The 20,181-nt window shown below is 44.5% G+C and carries 15 protein-coding genes and 1 other annotated feature; of the genes, 14 read left to right on the forward strand and 1 reads right to left on the reverse strand.

Annotated elements, in window-relative coordinates:
- The first annotated feature begins 34 nt into the window (after positions 1 to 34).
- Both AC3WU2_RS15310 and AC3WU2_RS15315 read left to right on the forward strand, forming a co-directional pair.
- A complete protein-coding gene (locus AC3WU2_RS15310; RefSeq protein WP_492455544.1) occupies positions 35 to 625 on the forward strand; it encodes an RNA polymerase sigma factor in 591 nt (196 codons plus the stop codon).
- Positions 586 to 1,563: a hypothetical protein gene (locus AC3WU2_RS15315; RefSeq protein WP_492455546.1), complete on the forward strand. Its 978-nt coding sequence runs from the start codon at positions 586 to 588 to the stop codon at positions 1,561 to 1,563. The genes AC3WU2_RS15310 and AC3WU2_RS15315 overlap by 40 nt, the downstream gene beginning before the upstream one ends.
- A gap of 138 nt (positions 1,564 to 1,701) precedes the next feature.
- Here the strand turns inward: AC3WU2_RS15315 and AC3WU2_RS15320 are convergent, their stop codons facing one another.
- Entirely contained in the window at positions 1,702 to 2,598 is an 897-nt protein-coding gene (locus AC3WU2_RS15320) for a pentapeptide repeat-containing protein (protein WP_492455548.1), read from the reverse strand.
- 241 nt (positions 2,599 to 2,839) lie between these two features.
- Between AC3WU2_RS15320 and AC3WU2_RS15325 the strand changes: the two genes are divergently transcribed.
- The 12 genes from AC3WU2_RS15325 (at position 2,840) to AC3WU2_RS15380 (ending at position 20,089) form a co-directional block, all read left to right on the forward strand.
- Positions 2,840 to 5,446 carry a glycoside hydrolase family 84 protein gene (locus AC3WU2_RS15325; RefSeq protein WP_492455550.1) on the forward strand — a complete coding sequence of 869 codons (2,607 nt, stop codon included), beginning with the start codon at positions 2,840 to 2,842 and terminating at the stop codon, positions 5,444 to 5,446.
- A 124-nt stretch (positions 5,447 to 5,570) separates the two neighbouring features.
- The gene (locus AC3WU2_RS15330; RefSeq protein WP_492455552.1) at positions 5,571 to 5,849 is read left to right on the forward strand and encodes a DUF2277 domain-containing protein; all 279 of its coding nucleotides are present in this window, start codon (positions 5,571 to 5,573) and stop codon (positions 5,847 to 5,849) included.
- Between the two features lie 196 nt (positions 5,850 to 6,045).
- Positions 6,046 to 6,546 carry a C40 family peptidase gene (locus AC3WU2_RS15335; protein WP_492455554.1) on the forward strand — a complete coding sequence of 167 codons (501 nt, stop codon included), beginning with the start codon at positions 6,046 to 6,048 and terminating at the stop codon, positions 6,544 to 6,546.
- 35 nt (positions 6,547 to 6,581) lie between these two features.
- Positions 6,582 to 7,181, forward strand: a complete 600-nt coding sequence (locus AC3WU2_RS15340) for a TVP38/TMEM64 family protein (RefSeq protein ID WP_492455556.1) — start codon at positions 6,582 to 6,584, stop codon at positions 7,179 to 7,181.
- Between the two features lie 84 nt (positions 7,182 to 7,265).
- Positions 7,266 to 7,517, forward strand: a binding site (T-box leader).
- 70 nt (positions 7,518 to 7,587) lie between these two features.
- Positions 7,588 to 9,267 carry a glutamine--tRNA ligase/YqeY domain fusion protein gene (locus AC3WU2_RS15345; RefSeq protein WP_492455558.1) on the forward strand — a complete coding sequence of 560 codons (1,680 nt, stop codon included), beginning with the start codon at positions 7,588 to 7,590 and terminating at the stop codon, positions 9,265 to 9,267.
- A 94-nt stretch (positions 9,268 to 9,361) separates the two neighbouring features.
- Positions 9,362 to 10,258, forward strand: coding sequence for a DUF2268 domain-containing putative Zn-dependent protease (locus AC3WU2_RS15350; protein WP_492455560.1), 897 nt, complete (start codon positions 9,362 to 9,364; stop codon positions 10,256 to 10,258).
- Between the two features lie 176 nt (positions 10,259 to 10,434).
- Entirely contained in the window at positions 10,435 to 10,941 is a 507-nt protein-coding gene (locus AC3WU2_RS15355; protein WP_018758245.1) for a sigma-70 family RNA polymerase sigma factor, read from the forward strand.
- Positions 10,938 to 11,789 carry an SPOR domain-containing protein gene (locus AC3WU2_RS15360; RefSeq protein ID WP_492455563.1) on the forward strand — a complete coding sequence of 284 codons (852 nt, stop codon included), beginning with the start codon at positions 10,938 to 10,940 and terminating at the stop codon, positions 11,787 to 11,789. The genes AC3WU2_RS15355 and AC3WU2_RS15360 overlap by 4 nt, the downstream gene beginning before the upstream one ends.
- A gap of 364 nt (positions 11,790 to 12,153) precedes the next feature.
- The gene (locus tag AC3WU2_RS15365; protein ID WP_492455565.1) at positions 12,154 to 16,062 is read left to right on the forward strand and encodes a glycosyl hydrolase family 95 catalytic domain-containing protein; all 3,909 of its coding nucleotides are present in this window, start codon (positions 12,154 to 12,156) and stop codon (positions 16,060 to 16,062) included.
- A gap of 267 nt (positions 16,063 to 16,329) precedes the next feature.
- The gene (locus tag AC3WU2_RS15370) at positions 16,330 to 17,376 is read left to right on the forward strand and encodes a Gmad2 immunoglobulin-like domain-containing protein (protein WP_492455567.1); all 1,047 of its coding nucleotides are present in this window, start codon (positions 16,330 to 16,332) and stop codon (positions 17,374 to 17,376) included.
- Between the two features lie 125 nt (positions 17,377 to 17,501).
- Positions 17,502 to 19,121: an alkaline phosphatase family protein gene (locus AC3WU2_RS15375; protein WP_492455569.1), complete on the forward strand. Its 1,620-nt coding sequence runs from the start codon at positions 17,502 to 17,504 to the stop codon at positions 19,119 to 19,121.
- 65 nt (positions 19,122 to 19,186) lie between these two features.
- Positions 19,187 to 20,089, forward strand: a complete 903-nt coding sequence (locus AC3WU2_RS15380) for a LysR family transcriptional regulator (RefSeq protein ID WP_018758250.1) — start codon at positions 19,187 to 19,189, stop codon at positions 20,087 to 20,089.
- Positions 20,090 to 20,181: the final 92 nt, after the last annotated feature.

The following is a 20,181-nucleotide window of genomic DNA, read 5'->3' on the forward strand; positions in this document are numbered from 1 at the left end:
ATTGTTATATCAGTATAAGCATTGGGAGGTGAGGATGACGACGAACAAATCGATTGAAGAGCATATTGTAGCAGTACAGCAAGGCGAAGTAGAAGCTTATCGTTTCATCGTGGAGAGCTTCCAACGTCCAATCTATGTCTATTGCTACCGTTTGCTTAGGAATGCGGAAGAAGCGGAGGATGCTGCACAGGAGATTCTAATGAAAGCTTATACTTCGATACAACAATACAAGGCTCGTGTTAGTTTCTCGGCTTGGTTATATCGGATCGCCCATAATTATTGTCTGAATCTCTTAAAAAGAAGGCAGCGGCAAGCTAGACTGCAATGGTTTTTGCGTAAGGAAGATGTAGCGGAGAGCCCGGAACGTATTTTGGAGATGACTGCTTTCAGCGCACCTTTGGATCAAGCGTTGACTTCGCTCCAGGCCGATGAGCGAAGCTTGCTGATTCTGCATGTATTTGACGAAATGACTTATGCAGAAATTGCCGAGATCGTCGGTAAGAGTCCGGATGCAGTGAAGAAAAAAGTTGGACGTTTGAAACAGAAAGTGAGAAAACGAATGGCGAAATGGGAGGAGGAAGAAACGTGGACAGACCACAACCAAATGATCGACACGCAGATTTAAAATACTATGCATCGCATCCCGATAATCTCCCGCCGATTGATTTGACAGATCGCGTGATGGCGAAAGTGAGAAATTTACAGTCTTCCCCTAAAAGATTTCGCTCGATGAAGCGCTCTAGTGTATTGCTTACTGCGATTATTCTCACCCTTGTCGCTTCTGCTACAGCTTATGCGGCAGCAGAGTATATTCAAATTCGGAATGCGAAGGGTAAGGTTGTGATGCGAACCGCCCAATATTGGCCTCCACTACCCCCTGATCACAATCGTACGGTCCTATCAAATTACTATGAACAAGTAAGTGGAACGCTGAAGCAAGGACAATTGGTTGCATACTATATTGATAACCCAACGCTCAATGCTTACGATAGTAATCTCGTCAAGTTTGTCTATAAAAATGAGTTCAAGCAATACGATGATTACGTCCAGGAGATGGAGCGAACTTCGGCGCCAAGGTTATTGCAGCCGGAACGAATGCCTAAAGGATATGAATTTAGCCTTGGACAGGTCGTTCCAAGTTTTCTTTTTGGAGATGATCCAGAATACAAGGAATTATTAAATCGATTCATTGCCAGAGCTGAATCCTCTAAAGGGAAAGAAAAGTTATTTACAGAAGAACTGGATTGGAAGACTTCAGGTACAGCTATGTTGATCTACCAGAAAGATGAGAATAACTACCTTTATTTAATTGCTTCGAAGGCGATTGGTAGTACAATGACTCAACCCAAAGGGGCTAAAGCTGAACAGCTAACGATAGACGGACAAGATCTCATATATATTGATAATCGCAATCTAGATACGAAAGTAAGCGAAGGCAAGAATAAGATGGGCTGGTTCAACGAGAAGACGAACGTTGCTTACAACTTGTATGACTCCGCATCCAGCGATCTGACGAAACAAGATTTTATAGCCATGGCAAAAAGTATTATTGAGTATTCTTAATAGATTGAACGTGAACGCCAAGCGGGTTGGGAGCGTGTTTCCTGGTAGGAAGTATCTCAACATTAACAATCGTGAAGAATAAAAAAGACGTCATCATCCGAATTCCCGGATGGCGAAGTCTTCTTTTTGCCGACGAAACTATCGCTGTACACTACTTTTTGCTTCAGCCCTGGACCAATGCGATGGACGAATAAGAGATGAAGGCAGCTTCGTTGCTGCATCTCCTCTAGCTGCGTTGATCTGAGACTGTGTTAGGAATAAACTCTCGCTTAAATTGGCACCACAAAGGTCAGTATCGCGGAAATCGGCACCAATGAGATCCGCCTTACGAAGATCAGCGTCTCGCAGGTCCGCTGCAATCAAATAAGCACCTCTTAAGTTCGCACCGATCAGATTCGCACCTCGGAGATTTGCACCCATGAGATCTGCTCCCCGACCGACTTTCTTCGGATACCGCGGTGGATTCTTAAGTACACGTAGTGCTTCGGTTCTGACGAGTTCGCTAGTCTGAAGCAGCAATACATTTACATCCATGCGATGTAAGGCAACATCCACTTTCATCAGATCGCTCCGGGTTAGCATCGTAAGTCGCTCCGTCTCTTCCAACATCGAACGAAGATCTGGATGAATCGACCTAGAAGCAGGCAGCATTAACGCTTCACTCAAATACCATAACAACTCGTGCAAATGCCACATTTTCGGGAATAGCTCGAACATTTCTTTTGCAGCTTGCTTGTCCTGTCGCCAATCATTTCCTTCATAAGTCAGCTGTGAAATCTTCTGGCCGGCTCCAAAGCAATCGAATACCGTACATCCTCGAAATCCTAAATGAACTAGATTCGTATGAACCCCACACCGGAAATCTTCTTGCAGATTGTGGCAGGGCTGACCTGCACTTTTGTCGATCGCGAAGTCAACTGATGCAGCAAAAGCCAGTGACACGCAGCACAATCCGAAGCAGTTCTCACAATCCGCTCGCAGCTGGGCGTTTCGCTCTTCGAGATTCGTAAGGGGATGATTTTGATTTTCTTTCAAGGCCGATATCCTTCTTTCCGTCATCTAATTTCTATAGGATACAATAGTTATTTTCATGTCGTCAATTGTTCGATTTGTGCATTCTCTTTAACAGTGACCTAGTCATTTTTGTTGACATGTTTGTTAGGTATGTTATATTGTTCCTGTCAAAAATGCGTCAGCAATAAAGAAAAATCGATTAGCCCGTGCAGCGTGCACTTAGAATGGTAACCAATGTCACGGTAGGGAGAAGAGGTCAGCGATGATGAAACATAAGAATGAAGCATTAAGCAAGCATTATTCAATTTCCCCCGTTCCACAAGAAATGAATGAGCTTGGGGGTGAAACCCGACTCACAGATCGCATTCATATCATTGCCCAAGAGGGATTGAAAGAGGCAACGCTGCCTACACTGCAAGAATTGTTAATTCAACTTGGCTACAAATATACGGTATCCGATACACTCGAAGACAATGTAACGAATATATACCTTACGACACAAGGGATGCTGAACGACACGCTATTGAAGACACACTTGTATGCAGGTACTTTGGAAGCGTTATCTCATAAAGAAGGATACAGCCTCATCATTCAAGGCGTTTCATCTACTAGTCAAATTGCCATTATCGGGCATGATGCCGATGGAGTTCATTATGGTGTTGTGACCTTAAATCAGATCTTAAGCCAGGTGCCTGACCGCACCGTCCATCATATGAGCATTACAGACTATCCTGAAATTTTATATCGTGGCTATATCGAAGGCTTCTACGGGTATCCTTGGAGTCATGAAGATCGTATCGATCTGATGAAATTCGGCGGTGCTCAGAAGCTGAACACCTATATTTATGCCCCGAAGGATGATCCGTATCACCGCAAGAGCTGGAGAGACTTATACCCAGTAGTGAAAGGACAGGAAATCGAGGAACTAGCAGCTGCTGGACATCGGAATAATTTGAATTTCGTATGGACCATTCATCCAGGGGATTCGATCGACCTTGCTCTTGAAGAAGATTTCCAATCATGTATCATCAAATTAGAGCAGCTCTACAGCCTTGGCGTCCGTCAGTTCGGCGTGTTGTTCGATGATCTTGTTGGCATTCCGAATGGACCTCAGCAAGCGGAATTCCTCAACCGAATCGATACGGAATTTATCAAGGCAAAAGGCGATATTCGACCACTTCTCACGGTTGGTACGCGATATTGCGAAGCTTGGGGACCGTCTATGACAGAATATCTGAAGCCTTTCGTTGAGATCCTTCATGATGATGTAGAGGTTATGTGGACCGGGGCTGCGACGATGTCCAATATATCGAGAGAACAATATGATTCACCCAAACGAACAATCGGGTCAGACAAGAATCTTTCCGTATGGTGGAATTACCCGGTCAATGATTACTGCGACAACAAAATCCTGATGGGAAAAATAGAAAATGTAAGCTCGAATTTAGATAATGTAAACGGTTTTTTCTCAAACCCGATGAATCAGGCTCAAGCTTCCAAGCAAGCACTGTTCTGCATCGCGGATCATAACTGGAACACCGATGCATTTAACTGTGATTTAAGCTTCTCCGCTTCCTTCAAGGCGCTTGCTCCTGAAGTCGCAGAAGATCTTGAAATTTTCGCGTCGAACAGCTGTTATTTGCTCGATGATGGCGGCGTAAGCGGCGATTTTCTGTTCGATGAGAGCTGGATGCTTAAGGATGATGTTCGTGCGGTCAAAGAAGGCATGTTGCAAGGAGCGGACGTAAGTATTGCAGCGAACAGACTTCTGGCGCAGTTCAATCGTATGGAGGGTGCCGTTGATAACATCCGGGCAAAATGTCATAATGCAAATTTGCTAGAGGAATTGGCTCCATTCTTAGAAGCTTTCCACCGGATGGCACGTGCCGCGCAGCAAGTGGTTCATGCGATCATCTCCATGCGTTCAGGTAACCTTCTAGCCATGGAAACGCAGCATGAATCAGCGTTAGCACTACTAAGTTCAATGGAAGAATGCAAGGTCAACCGCCTGAAGGAAGGGGTTCCGACTGATTTTACCGTTGATGTTGGAACACATGTGATCAAGCCATTTATTACGGATATGGTCGTCTTGACAGCCGTTGCTGCTGGAACAGAACAGATGAAGGTACAACCGACCTATGATATGAAAAATATTGCGTTGAGTTCGCTTGGCGTTACAGCGACAGCTACGAGCAGTGCAAACGAGAGCGAAAATGCGGATAAGGTGATTACGGGGGCGATTGCGGGCGGTAAATGGTGTTCGACAGAGCTTCGACCGCATTTGACGATTGATTTGCAGCATCCTCAGACGATCAAGCAATATCGGATTATTAATTGTGGTCATCCAGAGGCCAGAGAGACACCATTCTGGAATACAAGGCAGGCACAAATTCTGGCTAGCAATGACGGTGAGAACTTCACAATGATAGATGAAATTCTGGATAACAAGGAACATACGATTAATCGCATTCTCTTGCAAGAAGTGACAGCCAGATACATTCGATTACAGATTATAGAGCCGGCGCAAATCAGCATAGATGGCAGCGGACATACACGGATTTATGCGTTTGAATTATTCGATGAGCGCTATCCAGAGTTGTCGGATAAAGTGTTAAGTTCTGATGTGCAGATTGAACCATCAGGTATAATCACGATACAGCATGTGAAAGAAGGGGACGTTGTTTCCCTATATCCTTCTCTTACGGCAGATACGCCGCTCGCCACATCCGAGGAAGTGACGATGGGTTCTACTTCTGTTAAGTTTGAAGGCGTATCACTAACCACCTTGGATCATCGAGTGTTCGTACAGAGAACAACCAGAAACCATCTTCCAAGTGTTCGAACATCGAAAGGCTATACAATGAACTAAGTTCGATTTAGATCCCAGTCCCATTCGATCATGCGTGGGCTGGGATTTTCATATTTTCCAAAGGATGTACTTTATTGTATAATTTGTGGTATTCACGAGTCTACTTCATTTAAGGAGAATGGTTATGTGCCGGAACATAAAAACGTTATTTAACTTCGATCCACCTGCGACAGAGGATGAAATTCAAGCGGCTGCATTACAATTTGTACGTAAGCTTTCGGGATATAACAGCCCGTCCAAGGCCAATGAAGAAGCCTTTAACCGTGCAATAGTTGAAGTATCTGAATCAGCCAAGAAGCTATTAGAGTCGCTCGTTACACAAGCTGAACCACGCAACCGTGAGACGGAACTTGAACGAGCGCGTGAACGTAACGCGAGACGATTTGGTACAACAGGCAACTAATTCTTTAATTTCTAAAGTCTATTTCGTCGGATTTCACACGAAAATACAGCGCCATTCGATTTTTTTCATCGAATGGCGTTTCTTTTTTTTTATAAAAAGAAGGAAATTGGCATCGAAAGTCGAATCTTACAGCCTGACGTCGTAATTTTTTTGGTAAATAACGGCGAATTCATCTACGAAAGGAGTAACTAATACATTGAAGAAGCTGCTAATCACAATGCTCTCGGCTGCTATCCTGTTTGGTGCAAGTGCTGGAACCATGTATGCGTCGGAAAAGCCTGATCTCAAGGTTGCAGTCAACGAAGTGATAGGAACCCCTTACAAATGGGGTGGTACGACAACAGAGGGGTTCGATTGCTCCGGGTTCATCTTGCATATTTTTAACCAATTCAAGATTGAACTGCCTCGTACATCCAAAGAACAATCCTTGTTTGGCACATTGGTGGAACAAGTGGACTTGATGCCGGGCGATCTTGTTTTCTTCAACACGGACGGTAAAGGGGTATCCCATGCTGGTATCTATTTAGGTGACGATCAATTTGCTCATTCCTCAAGTTCGAAAGGGGTTATCATCAGTAAATTATCCGATACCTATTATAAACAGCGTTATACGGGTGCTCGTCGCGTGACTGCGGAACCTATTAACCTTACGTTGGTGGAACCGACACAAGTACAAGCTGAAGTGCCGATTAAGTAATCTTACTTATGAAGTACAGGAAGTGGATTGTAGCATTGATCAATATCTTGGTTCTATCCCTGATCTGGTTGTATCGAGACCAGTTGTTCAGCTGGATCGCATCCGATCAAGATCGAAACCCTATGATCATGATATTGATTCTGACCATTATTGCAGCGGTCCCAGGAATACCGTATGGGATTGTTGGGGGTATTGTTGGAGCGAAGTACGGGATTATTGAGGGCAGTATATACAACTTGATCATTTCTTCTCTCGCAGCTGCCGCGATTTACGGGGTAACGAGATATTTATTACAATCCTGGGGAAGGGCTCTTCTGGCAAAATCGAATATGATCGAACGATGCAATCGAATGATTCATAACCATCTGTTCTGGTCACTAATCATTGCGCGAATGATACCGGTTCTCCCTGCGGTTGCAATTAATATCTATGCCGGTGTGTTTCGTATTCCATTTGGTACATTTATTATGACAACGTTCATTGGTAAAATTCCGATCATGGTCGTATACGCCTATGTGGGGGATAATCTGTGGTCAGGTGCTTATCAATGGGTCATGGTCATTGCGATTTACCTTGGTTTCCTAACCATTGTATATTCGATATACAAGTTGTTTCTCATGCGTAGATCATCATGAAATCACCCTTCGGGGTGATTTTTTGTTTCCGAAGAATCGTAGTTTACAACACTAGGAGTCATTTGCTATTATAATAAACAATATTCAAACGCGATGACGAGAAGAGTAAGGGAAGACGTTCTTGTACAGAGAGCTCCGGCAGCTGAGAAGGAGCAAAGAACCATTCCCCGAACCAAGCCTCTGAGCAGCATACCGGAACCTGTAGGGGATGGTGTGACGGGAGCTCCCGTTACAGAGCTAGAGTATAAGCATCGCTTGCAATGCCGTACTTGAAGAGGTTAATATGGCGACATATTAATGAACCTGGGGTGGTACCACGAAAATTTCGTCCCCAAGACAGAGGTCTTGGAGGTGAAGTTTTTTTATTTTTATAGCCACAATTCCAGTTCATTAGGAGGCGTCCACCATGGATCATGAGAATAGTCATTTAACCGAAAATTATTTATATAAACTGATCAGCGAGGAGTTAGAGAAAGACACCTTCGGCAGGGAGATGTGTACGCGGTTTCCGCCAGAGCCTAATGGCTATCTTCATATCGGAAGCGCCTACGCGATCCATACGAATCATACGATGGCTAAGAAGTTTAACGGGACATTTCATTTGCGCTTTGACGATACGAATCCACTGAAAGAAGATCTTAAGTATGTGAACGCTATTATCGAGGATATCAAGTGGCTCGGCTACGATCCCGGAGAACACATCTATTATGGATCAGATTATTCGGATGAAATCTATAACGCTGCAGTTACATTGATCAAGCAAGGGAAGGCTTATGTCTGTGATTTGTCACCGGATGAGATGAGAGAATACCGTGGGACTTTGACGGAATCTGGTAAGAACAGCCCTTACCGAGACCGCTCCATCGAAGAGAATTTGGAGCTATTCCTGCATATGAAACAAGGAGTTTATCCAGCGTCTGCCAAGGTTCTCCGCGCTAAAATCGATATGAAGTCCCCGAATCTGACGATGCGGGATCCCGTCATTTATCGAATTATCCATGCAGCGCATTATCGAACAGGGAATGACTGGTGCATTTATCCGATGTACGATTTTGCGCATCCGATTCAAGACGCGATTGAAGGAATTACGTATTCGTTATGCTCCCTGGAATTCAGAGATCATCGACCGTTATACGAATGGGTCTTGCATGAGCTCAAGCTTCCAGAGCCTCCAAGGCAAAGGGAATTCGGCCGATTGAATTTAACGGGTGTCGTGACGAGCAAACGGTTCTTAAGACAGCTCGTTGAAGGAGGCCATGTCGATGGATGGGATGATCCCAGGCTCCCTACGATTCGAGGGTTCAGAAGGAGAGGCTTCACGCCGGATAGTATTCGAAGCTTCATTGAGGAAATTGGCAGCATCCGTGCGTATAGTACCGTGGATATTTCACTGTTGGATCACTGTCTCAGACAGGATCTGAAGGACAAAACGGATAACGTTATGGCCGTTCTGCAACCTCTGAAGGTCGTGATTGCCAATTACCCGGAGGATGGGCTCGAATGGTTATCGATTGAGAATAACAGTGAAAATGAATCGCTCGGAAGAAGGGAAGTACCATTCTCTCGAACGATTTATATTGAACGGAGTGATTTCATGGAAAACCCTCCGAAAGGCTTCCATCGACTAACCCTGAATGGCGAGGTAAGACTGAAAGGTGCATACTTCATCACATGCGAGGAAGTCGTTAGGGACGTCAATACCGGCGAAATCACGGAGCTCCGCTGCACGTATGACCCGCTTACGAAGAGTGGCACAGGGTTCACGGGCCGTAAGGTAAAAGGGACCATTCATTGGGTCTCTGCAGATCATGCGGTGACGGCAGATGTTCACTTATATGAGAATCTTCTGATGGATCAAGTTGCGGCTCAGGATGATGAGGGGGATTGGACCGATCGAGTGAATCCCGAATCACTCATGATCGTGCAAGATGCTAAGATAGAATCATCTATCGCGGAAGCCCTTCCGGAACAAAAATTTCAATTCTTCCGCCATGGATATTTCAGCGTCGATCCAAGATATACAACGGCCGATCGAATTGTATTTAACCGAATTGTACCGTTGAAGGACTCGTGGAACAAGCGATAAGGCTGATCTCAATGGACGCAAGATTATTTTAACGCTATCTGTTGACCTTGTCGTTACGTCATGCTTTATCCTGTCACTAATGGAGGGATAGGAAATGAAATTATACATTGAGAATACAATTGAAGCGTATGAATCGTTGTTTGACTTGCCTGATGATGAACGTGAGCTTTTTTTTCGTAACAAGATGATGAGACCTTTCGAACGAATGTGGAACATCATCAACGTTCCGATGAAATCGAGCCAAATGGGTGGATATGATGTGATGATGGCTACGAAAATGTTGGGTTACCTTGATATCCAAGAAACAGATCTAGGACGGATTGGCTTAAAGAAAATGAAGCAAATCGATATTCTGTCAACGGCGAACAAGACCATTCTCCATTGCATAGATTGCATGGCACAAGCTGGATTGCAGGTCAAGTCGGATTCGTTACGCTTCGGGGCATATCTAGCCGATCCCGATAAGCTAGCATATTCCAAAGGCTATACCGGGTTTGGGGGGATTCCTGGGTTTATTCAATTGATCCTATATCCGAACGATTACAATATCCTTAGAATTCCAGCCATTATTGCTCATGAATTTCATCACAATATTCGTTTCTCGTATTTCGGTTGGGATCACGGCCATGTAAGTGTAGGAGATTATATGATCATCGAAGGATTAGCGGATTCATTCGCTAGTTCTGTCTATGGCGAGGATAGCTTGGGGCCATGGGTGACTTCTATGGATCAAGAGGATCTCGAATATTCCATTGAAGTGATGCGGCAAGCAATCGATGTTAAAGGCTTCGCCGAAGTAAGCAGCTATATGTTCGGTGACGACATTGCAAGAGAACAAGGGTACCAACCTGTTGGACTGTCCTATGCAGCTGGATACGCGGTAGGCTATCATATCGTTCAGTCATTTCTGAAGAATACCAACGCCACCATCTATGATGCTACGAGATTATCCGCTAAGGAAATTATTGAAGGAAGCCACGTTTACCAATAGTTATGAAAGTTCTTGTTATCCCGATTCGATGGATATTTCCATGAGTCGGTTTTTTTTATTTAATCCCATAATGAGGGAAAGAATAGGGGTATGGTGTATGCTATTAATTTTATTTGAAACTATTTTACACGCCCGACAGTCTAACTATCGCTAACGTCATTAAAGAGGTGAACAATGTGAATACGAAGATAACTGAGCAAGAGTTCGGTGAACGTATAGAAGCCTGTAAAGAAAAAATGTATCGGTTCGCTTATTGCTATGTGAAGAATGAACAGGAAGCGCTGGATATTGTATCGGAAGCAACATATAAAGCTTTTTTAGCCTATAAAAGAATGAAGAATCCAGAATACTTTGAGAGCTGGATGGGGCGAATCGTCATCAACTGCGCGTTGGACCATATCCGTCGGAACAAGAAAGTCACCTATCTTGAGGACAATCAGGTTGAATTTGCAGCCAAAGAAAACGCAGTATCACTTGAAGATAAAATGGATTTGTATGATGCGCTGGATCAACTGGATCCAGAAGATCGAGCCATTATTATTCTCAAAATTTTTGAAGATCAGCGATTTAAGGATATGGCGGGCGTATTATCGATGCCGGAGAACACGGTCAAAACGAAGTTTTACCGAATCATTGAGAAGCTCAAGAAAAATCTCATAAGAAAAGAGGTAGACGCCCTATGACAGGAAAAGAACGATATGACAACATTGAAATACCTGCCCGACTATCCGAAGTCATTCAGCAAGCGCAGCAACGGGGACAAATGGAGAAGCGAAGAAGAAACGTTCTGCGAAGATCTACCTTAACAGCTGCTTGTGCTGCTGCCATCATGATCACGGTCAATGTCCCGAATGTGGCCATGGCATTGTCTGATGTGCCTGTCATCGGTTCGATTGTAAAGGTGCTGCAGATTGGCAGTGGGGGGCAACGTACAGACGGTGTCTCCGTCACGACAACAGCCGAAGAGAACACCTTAAATATCAACTTCAGCTTGAATGGGGAACAAACGTCGAGTGCGCCCGCTTACACGGTGGATTACAAAGCAGCACCGGATCGCCTCATATTCTCATTCTATGGGGTACGTAATCTCGACTATATGAAGCTGCAAGAGGATATCAAGGGGTTGTCGAATGTCAAAGATGTCTACAACAATGTGATTCTGGATGACTCAGCGTTCCGATTTGTCGTGGAGCTGAAGGAGAATATCGATTATTCCGTATCGGAGTACCAGCAGCCTGGATACATTCAGTTGAAATTGTTCGGTGCGAAGAAGCCGGAGCAAGCTCACGATGTCTATTATGTGCGAAGCCAAGCGATGGAGCAAGGTGAATCGATCGCCGTTCTCGACGAACAATATGCAGCAGATGATAGCAGTGTTATCAAGACCAAGCAAGGCAAATTCATCGTTGCAATGGGTGGATTCAAAACACGTGAGGAAGCTGAACAGCTTCTGCAGAAATTATCTGCAAGGGAAGATTACTTCGAACCTCTGCACGTCGATCATTGGATGAGCAACGCAAGTCCTGAATAAGTGATACAGACTGTCGTTGAATAAGCCGCAGCCTACCGGAAGACGGGGGTTGCGGTTTCTTTTTGAAATATAAGAATTTATAAGTTTCACTGATAAATTGTTCTTATATTTCTCGCTTAAACGCTTCCCGTCCTTGAAAGGACGCCGCAGGCGTTTATGCTTGTGTCAGAACGTAATATTTTCAATCTTTATGAGGAGATTATTCTATTTTTATTACTATTTTCAAGACTTATAATGATAACAAACTGTAGGTTGAAGGAGGTGGGAAATCGTTATACATAGGTAAGAATCACCAAGTCACGGTATAAGGAATCGACACGATGTGTAGGGCATAGAGACGAACAAAAAAAGGAGAATCGATGAGATGAGTATAGAGATTCATGCAACGAAGCGTTTCGCAAGAATTGCGACCGTATTATCTTTGATCATGATATATTCGGTACTAACAAGTTGGATCCATCCCGAATCCCAGGGATTAGGTTCGAAGGCTTACGCATCTGCCGCAGCGACCGTCAATGATAATGTATCGCTCTGGTATAACAAACCCGCCACACAATGGGAAACACAAGCCCTCCCAATCGGTAATGGACATATGGGTGGGATGGTGTTCGGCGGGGTGGAGCAGGAGCACATCCAATTTAATGAGAAGACGTTATGGAGCGGGGGACCGGGGTCGGACCCGAATTATCAATATGGGATTAAAGACGGCGCTCAAGTTCACGTCGATTCGATTAGACAATTGTTGAAGGACGGAAAAATCAATGAAGCGAAGGCGCTGCTCGGCAAAATCACAGGTGTTATGGGTGCGAACGACTCCGCTTTTGGCGCCTATCAAGCATTTGGTGACGTATTTCTGGACTTTGACAAGCAGTCCACCTACAAATTAACAGCAAGCTCCGACCAGAAGCCTTACGGTGAAGGCGTTGAAAATGTAATGGACGGTTCCGTGGATACGAAATGGTATTCTGGCGATGGCTCTCCGCCGTTTTGGCTGCAATGGGAGTATAGTGAGCCTAAAGTGATTACCGGATATTCATTTACCTCCGCGAACGATGTGCCGAATCGAGATCCGAAGGATTGGACACTCAAAGGATCAATGGATGGGCAGCAATGGACGATACTGGATACCCGCGCAAATGAAGAATTCGCATCACGTAAAATGAAAAAGTCATACACGTTCACCAACCAGACGGCGTATAAATTTTTCAAATTTGATCTCGTCAGCAAGGGTGGAACGCAAATTCAAATGTCCGAGGTTAGCTTTGTTGGGGCAGCAGGGGAAAATAAACCGGTAACGGACTATCGCAGGGAGTTGAATCTAGTTGATGGAACAGCGAAGGTAGCCTATACACGCGAAGGTGTACGCTATAAGCGAGAATTCTTCGTCAGCTATCCGGATAAAGTCATGGTCATGCGTATTACGACAGAAAATAATACCCCAATGAGCTTCGATGTCCGCGTTACTGGTGCACAGCCTTCCAATTCGGTCATTACGGAAGGGAATAATTCACTTGTATTAAGCGGGCTTGTTCCTAGTAATAAAATGGCTTATGAAGCGCAGCTAAAGGTGTTGAATGATGGAGGGTCTGTAGCGGCGAATTCGGGTAAAGTTACGATCAGTAATGCGAACGCTGTCACAATTTTGTTATCAGCCGCAACGAATTACGCGAATAAATATCCGACCTATCGCGGGGATAAGACGCCGAAGGAAATCGTTCAGTCCTATATGAACAAAGCCACATCGAAGTCATTCCAGCAGCTTCGTGATACACATGTAGCAGATTATTCTGAATTATTCAACCGTGTGTCACTTGATTTGGGTGGGGAAACCTCGTCATTGCCTACCAATGAATTGTTAAACAAATATAAAACGAACGGTACCGATGCGGAAAAACGCAGTCTTGAGACGCTATTCTTCCAGTATGGCCGTTACTTATTAATTACTTCTTCACGTGAAGGCTCCCTTCCAGCCAATCTGCAGGGCATATGGAATCAGGTCAATAATCCGCCTTGGAATAGTGATTATCATACCAATATCAATGTACAGATGAACTATTGGCCATCAGAGGTTGTCAATCTAGCAGAGACGGATATTCCGTACATCGATTATATCGACGCACTTCGTGATCCAGGACGGGAGACTGCGAAGAGACATCATGGTATTCAAGGGGAAGGATGGGTCATCCATACGGTCAATAATCCGTTCGGGTATACAGCGCCAGGTTCTGATTTCTATTGGGGATGGTCGCCTGCGGCAAATGCATTCATGGTCCAACAAGCATGGGATCATTACGCTTTTAGTGGGGACAAAGATCTGCTCCGTGATAAGGTCTACGACATCATTAAAGAAGCGACGCAGTTCTGGGTTCAATATTTGGTAGAAGATACAGATGGAACACTCGTATCCTCACCGTCTTATTCCCCGGAGCAAGGGGATGTTGGGATTGGTGTAGCCTATGACCAAGAGTTGGTCTGGGAATTGTTCACGCAATTTATGAAGGCCAGCGAGACCCTTGGTGTTGACCCAGATCTTCGAGCTCAAGTAAGTACGATGCGCAGCAAACTATCGATGCCGAAAATCGGTCGATGGGGCCAAGTGCAAGAGTGGAAAAATGATATCGACGACCCGAACAATCAGCATCGTCATATCTCGAACTTGGTGGGGCTATATCCAGGCACACTCATTAATAACGTCGACACACCTGATCTGTTCGCCGCAGCGAGAGTTACATTAAACGCTCGTGGAGATGGAGGAACGGGATGGAGTAAAGCGAATAAGATCAATTTATGGGCGCGTCTGCTGGATGGCAATCGAGCGCACAAGCTGCTCGGGGAACAATTGAAGGGCAGCACACTCGAAAATCTATTCGATACGCATCCGCCATTCCAAATCGATGGCAACTTCGGTGCAACGTCAGGCATCGCCGAGATGCTGCTGCAGAGTCACACGGATAGCATTGATCTCCTGCCTGCATTGCCAGATGCATGGGCGAAGGGAAGCGTAGAAGGGCTGGTAGCTCGAGGAGCTTTCGATGTAGCTATGAACTGGCAAGCATCTACATTAATAGGTGCAGTGATTACGTCCAAGAAAGGCAACACAGCAAAGGTTCGCAACAAAGTGTTTACCCAACAAGATGCCATCAAGGTAACCCGAGTGAGCGATGGCAAAACGATCAACCATACGGCTGATAAAGATGCCATTCAATTTGCAACATCCACAGGAGAGCAGTATCGCATCGTAATTAACGCGAAAACACCTGAGGAACCGGTGAAGCCGATTAAGGTCGACGATCGCGATCCACTCGTTGTATACGACGGAACATGGAACCATTATGAAGATGGTGGCGATTATCAAGGAACAGAAACATACAGTAATGCTGTGAATGCATCAGCATCGTTGTCATTCGAAGGTTCTGAGATTAAATTCATTAGCGCCTTGCAGCGTAATCACGGCAAATTCGATGTGTATCTAGATGGAGAACGCGTGGCCGAGAATATCGACGGTTATGCGCCTTCAACGAATAAACAGCAAGTACTGTTTCAGAAAACAGGATTAGCGCGAGGAACACATACGATCAAAATCGTCGTCAAAGGATCGAAGAATAGCTCTTCTCTGGATACGATCGCGATGGTCGATGCATTTGAATATGTACCTTTCAAGAAATTAGCTGATCCAGCAACGACATTAACAAGTCCAACAGAAATCCAGTCGGGAAAGACGTTCAAAGTACAATTAGGACTCGATAGCGTAAGTCAATCCGTCTATGCCCAAGATATTCAGATTCAGTATGACGCTGACCGGTTCGAATTCGTGAACCATACTTCGCTCATGGATGGCGTTAGTGTAGTTGAAGCGAAGCAAGAACCTGCTGGAACGCTTCGTTTGATCATAGCCAGCCAAGGAGCAAATCATGGGATAACGGACAGTGGGAAGGTAATTGAATTGTCCTTCAAGGCGAAGGAAGTATCCAAGACCGAAAAGGGAACGATTGCGGTAAAAAACGCCGTATTAGCCGATGATCAGGGAAGTGAAGTAGATGCTAGCGTATCCAAGACGGAGATTGAGATCGTTGCCACGGTTGAGCCTGGCCATCCACCGGATGTCAATGGCGACGGCAAAGTGACCATCGGTGACCTAGCTATCGTAGCATCCCATTACGGTAAAAATACGAGCAGTCCAGATTGGCAGCAAGCGAAACGCGCAGACATAAACGGAGACGGCAAGATTGATATTACGGATCTAGCGACAGTAGCGGGTAAAATTTTGACGTAAACTTAACTTACGTGATCACCCGAATATGAAATTAGGAACAGAAATACATCACCTTCGATTCATGTGGGGTGGTGTATTTCTGTTTTATAGCAAGAATCTCAGAAGAATGTCATATTCAGAGTGCCTTCTAAAATGGGAAAGATTACAAATAATTTGTTGAGACTTTTTCATAACATCTCCCGTCTAACGCATGTAAACTTCATGAAGCTACAACAAATGCATAGTATTAAAACACAAAAATTTACTCACAAGGGAGATTATATAGTCATGAAAAAACAAACGATCGCATTATTCACAGCAGCAACACTTATAGCAGGTACGGCAGTTGTCGGTTCCATGAACACCATTTGGGCGCAGCAGCCTACAGCACTGATGCAGCAGCAGGTCAAAGATCAGAATTTCCGGAATGTTAAAATTGTGGAATCTACAGTCACTTACACAATCAAAGGGGATGCACAAGTCCACGAAGGAACATACCATTATACATTGAAGCAGCACGGGAAGGTTCTGGCCAAGGGGTTCGGTACAGCTTCGATGGGGGCACCTGAGTGGGGTGCGATTAACCAACAGATTTCGGTTTCGAGCAGTAAATTAGCAGGTAACAAGGGATTATCCTTGGAAATGTACGAGGTCGATTCAGCTACAGGCAATCAGGTTAACAATGTCACTGTTCCACTCAATAAGTCGAATAATACGGCAAAAAATAAAGTGTTTCGCAATTTGAAGTTGTCGGAATCCACCGTAACCTATACGGCAAAAGGGGAAGCTAAAGTGAACGAGGGAACGTATCACTATGCGGTTAAGCAAGATGGTAAAACGCTAGTGAAAGGTTTCGGAACAGCGTCCATTGGCGCTCCGGACTGGGGAACCTTTACGCAACAAATTACAATTCCAAGCAGCAAAATCGCTGCGAATAAATCACTGCTCTTAGAATTGTATGAAGTCGATCAAGCGACGGGTAAAATCGTGAACAAAAAGACGATTCAAATGAAAAAAGCAGAACAAACGCTAACGTTTGGGAATAAAGCATTCCGTAATGTCCAGTCATCCTCGCCTGTCGTAACTTTCACGGTGAAAGGTGAAGCGAGTGCATTTGAAGGTACGTATCAATATGCCGTGAAGCAGGATGGCAAGACACTCGCAAAAGGGTATGGTACAGCATCGATCGGCGGCCCGGATTGGGGAACTTTCTCGCAGCAAGTAAGCATTCCGATGAACAAATTGCAGGGCAATAAACCATTAACATTTGAACTCTATGAAATCGATCAAGAAACAGGTAAAGTGGTCAACAAATTGGTTATGCCTATTAAATAACTTCAGCTAACCGCAGTGCGCATCGTGCTGCGGTTTTACTTTTTTTACTTCGAATCGCACAAGATGTATAACGACGTAGGTAAGCTGAGACAATATCCCATATAAGATAGGTAAAGGGGATACATATGCGAAAAAAAATAATGCCATGTCTGATGATCATCGTATTGGTATCAGCTATCATTGGATGTCGACCTCAACAACAAGCCGCAAAGTCTAACGAGCAAGATCTATTACATATTCAATCAACCAAGCACCAAGCTTCTAAGAAGGTTATTTTTTTACTGGTTGATGCACTGATGGCTCAAGCTATTGACCAGGGGATTCAGAGACAAGAACTGCCGACATTCCAATATCTCATTCAACATGGTCAATATTATAAGGACATGGTCAGTTCATATCCAACCATGTCGGTTACGATCGACAGCTCACTCCTTACGGGAAGCTATCCGAATGAACATCATGTGCCCGGACTCACGTGGTATTCTACAGAAGCAAGGAAGGTCATTAACTATGGTACAGGTCCCATGGAAATCTTCAAGCATGGTATCGAATCCGTTATGTTGGATGGCTTAATTCATTTGAACGCAACCCACCTGAATCCTCAATTGCCCACCATTTATGAAGACTTGGCACGTCACGGATTAAAGTCGGCTTCCATCAATGGATTGATCTTTCGAGGGAGGACGCCTCATACGCTTACGATCCCTTCTTGGGTTCAAGGGCTAACCTCCATTCCAAAAGAAATCAAGGTCCATGGTCCGGATTTTATGGCCCTAGGCGCATTATCTAATCCGTTGCAGGGAAAGACAAGTCTGCCTAAGAGCGTCTTCCGTAAAATGGGAGTGAATAATGCTTATTCGATTGAAACGCTGAATTATTTAATTCGAGCCAATACTTTGCCAGATTTTTCGTTAGTGTATTTGCCAGATATCGACCAGCAGCTTCATCGAAAAGGTCCTGCGAACATGAAGGATGTCAAAGGGATCAGAGACGTAGATCAACAACTTCATACCATGCTGCAGGCATTCGGTTCATCAGAGAAAGCGCTTAGCGAAGCTGTAATAATCATTGCTGGGGATAGCGGGATGACACAAATTTTGCCGTCCAATGAAAATCCGCTCATCGATTTACCTGCTTTGTTACAGAATGATCATGTATTACGACCAGGAAAAGCTGTCACAGCAGACACGGAAATCGTTCTTGCCGTGAATGAAACAATGGCGTATGTATATAACATTGGGCAGCGGCATTCACTCAGAGGCTTGGCTACGAAGTTAAGTCTTGATCCACGGATGGATTATATTGCTTGGAAAGAAGACGGATGGATCTATGTGAAGCAAGGCAATTCAGATCGGGAACTTAGGTACAAGGTGAAAGGTGATTTTAGCGATCCATATCAACAAAAATGGTCGATAGAAGGAGATATTGGCGTGTTGGACTTACAAGTCGATCACGCGAACCATACCTTGCATTTTGGTCAATATCCTGATGCATTGCAGCGATTGCAAAGCGCGCTTCATTCACATCCTGGTGAATTTATTGTGGTAGGAGCTAAGCCTGGGTATGAATTGGTTGATCGCAGCTCGCCCACGCATAAAGGCGGAGGGGGTCATGGATCTCTACGGAATGAAGAATCATTGGTTCCGCTCATCTTATGCGGGACGGATCAGAAGCCGAAGCATCTTCGGATCATTGACCTCAAACCATTTATACTGCAATTATTAATCAAAAACGAGGGAGAATAGATGGAACATTCGACTATACTACTAGATCAGAACAAGTTATGATCTAGTAGTAAGGGGGAATCGAATTGACGTTGCAGCAACTGAAATATGTCATTGAGGTCGCTAATCGCGGTTCCATCAATGAAGCAGCCAAGCGGCTGTTTATCTCGCAACCAAGTCTATCCAATGCGATTAAGGATTTGGAAGAAGAACTGCAAATAGCGATCTTTGATCGATCGAATAAAGGGATTTCACTCTCGAAGGAGGGCGTGGAATTTCTAAGCTATGCAAGACAGGTTGTTGAACAGGCGGAGCTGCTCGAGAGCCGATACTTGAATGCGAAGCCGTCTCCGCAGCATTTTTCGGTATCGACGCAGCATTATGCTTTTGCCGTGAATGCCTTCGTTAGTCTCGTTCAACAATATGGTCATGATGAATATGAACTATCCTTGCGAGAGACCAAAACCTATGAAATCATCGAAGACGTAAAAAGCATGCGTAGTGAAATTGGGATATTGTATCTGAATGAATTCAATGGAAAAGTCATCAACAAGCTGCTAAAAAGCGCAAATCTTGAGTTTCATAGCCTCTTTACAGCCAAACCGCATATCTTCATCAGCATCAAGAACCCGCTCGCCAAGCAATCGATCGTAACGATCGACCAGCTCCAGCATTATCCGTATTTATCTTTTGACCAAGGGGAATATAATTCATTCCATTTCTCGGAAGAGATTCTGAGTACGATGTCACATAAGAAGAGTATTCGCGTCAATGATCGTGCGACCTTATTCAATCTATTGATCGGGTTGAACGGCTATACGATCTCGACGGGGGTACTCAGCAAGGACCTTAACGGTAATGAGATTATACCTGTTCCGCTGGATTGCGAGGAGACGATTAACGTCGGCTGGATTGCGCATCGCAATACATCGATGTCTAAGCTGGGGCTGGCCTATGTGGATGCACTCATCGAGGCGATTCGCCAATAACGTTAATCTATATGTTCTATGATCAGCTTCTTGATATAGCTAATGGCTATAGCTAGATATAGTATTAATCAGTTACGCTATACCTGAGAAAA

It is taken from the genome of Paenibacillus sp. EB106-05-06-XG162 (assembly GCF_058791655.1).

Excerpts from the sequence above, each read along its gene's own strand:
- AC3WU2_RS15310 (WP_492455544.1), top strand. The coding sequence starts at position 35 with ATGACGACGAACAAATCGATTGAAGAGCATATTGTAGCAGTACAGCAA.
- AC3WU2_RS15325 (WP_492455550.1), top strand. The coding sequence starts at position 2,840 with ATGATGAAACATAAGAATGAAGCATTAAGCAAGCATTATTCAATTTCC.
- AC3WU2_RS15330 (WP_492455552.1), top strand. The coding sequence starts at position 5,571 with ATGTGCCGGAACATAAAAACGTTATTTAACTTCGATCCACCTGCGACA.
- AC3WU2_RS15345 (WP_492455558.1), top strand. The coding sequence starts at position 7,588 with ATGGATCATGAGAATAGTCATTTAACCGAAAATTATTTATATAAACTG.
- AC3WU2_RS15350 (WP_492455560.1), top strand. The coding sequence starts at position 9,362 with ATGAAATTATACATTGAGAATACAATTGAAGCGTATGAATCGTTGTTT.
- AC3WU2_RS15360 (WP_492455563.1), top strand. The coding sequence starts at position 10,938 with ATGACAGGAAAAGAACGATATGACAACATTGAAATACCTGCCCGACTA.
- AC3WU2_RS15365 (WP_492455565.1), top strand. The coding sequence starts at position 12,154 with ATGAGTATAGAGATTCATGCAACGAAGCGTTTCGCAAGAATTGCGACC.
- AC3WU2_RS15370 (WP_492455567.1), top strand. The coding sequence starts at position 16,330 with ATGAAAAAACAAACGATCGCATTATTCACAGCAGCAACACTTATAGCA.
- AC3WU2_RS15375 (WP_492455569.1), top strand. The coding sequence starts at position 17,502 with ATGCGAAAAAAAATAATGCCATGTCTGATGATCATCGTATTGGTATCA.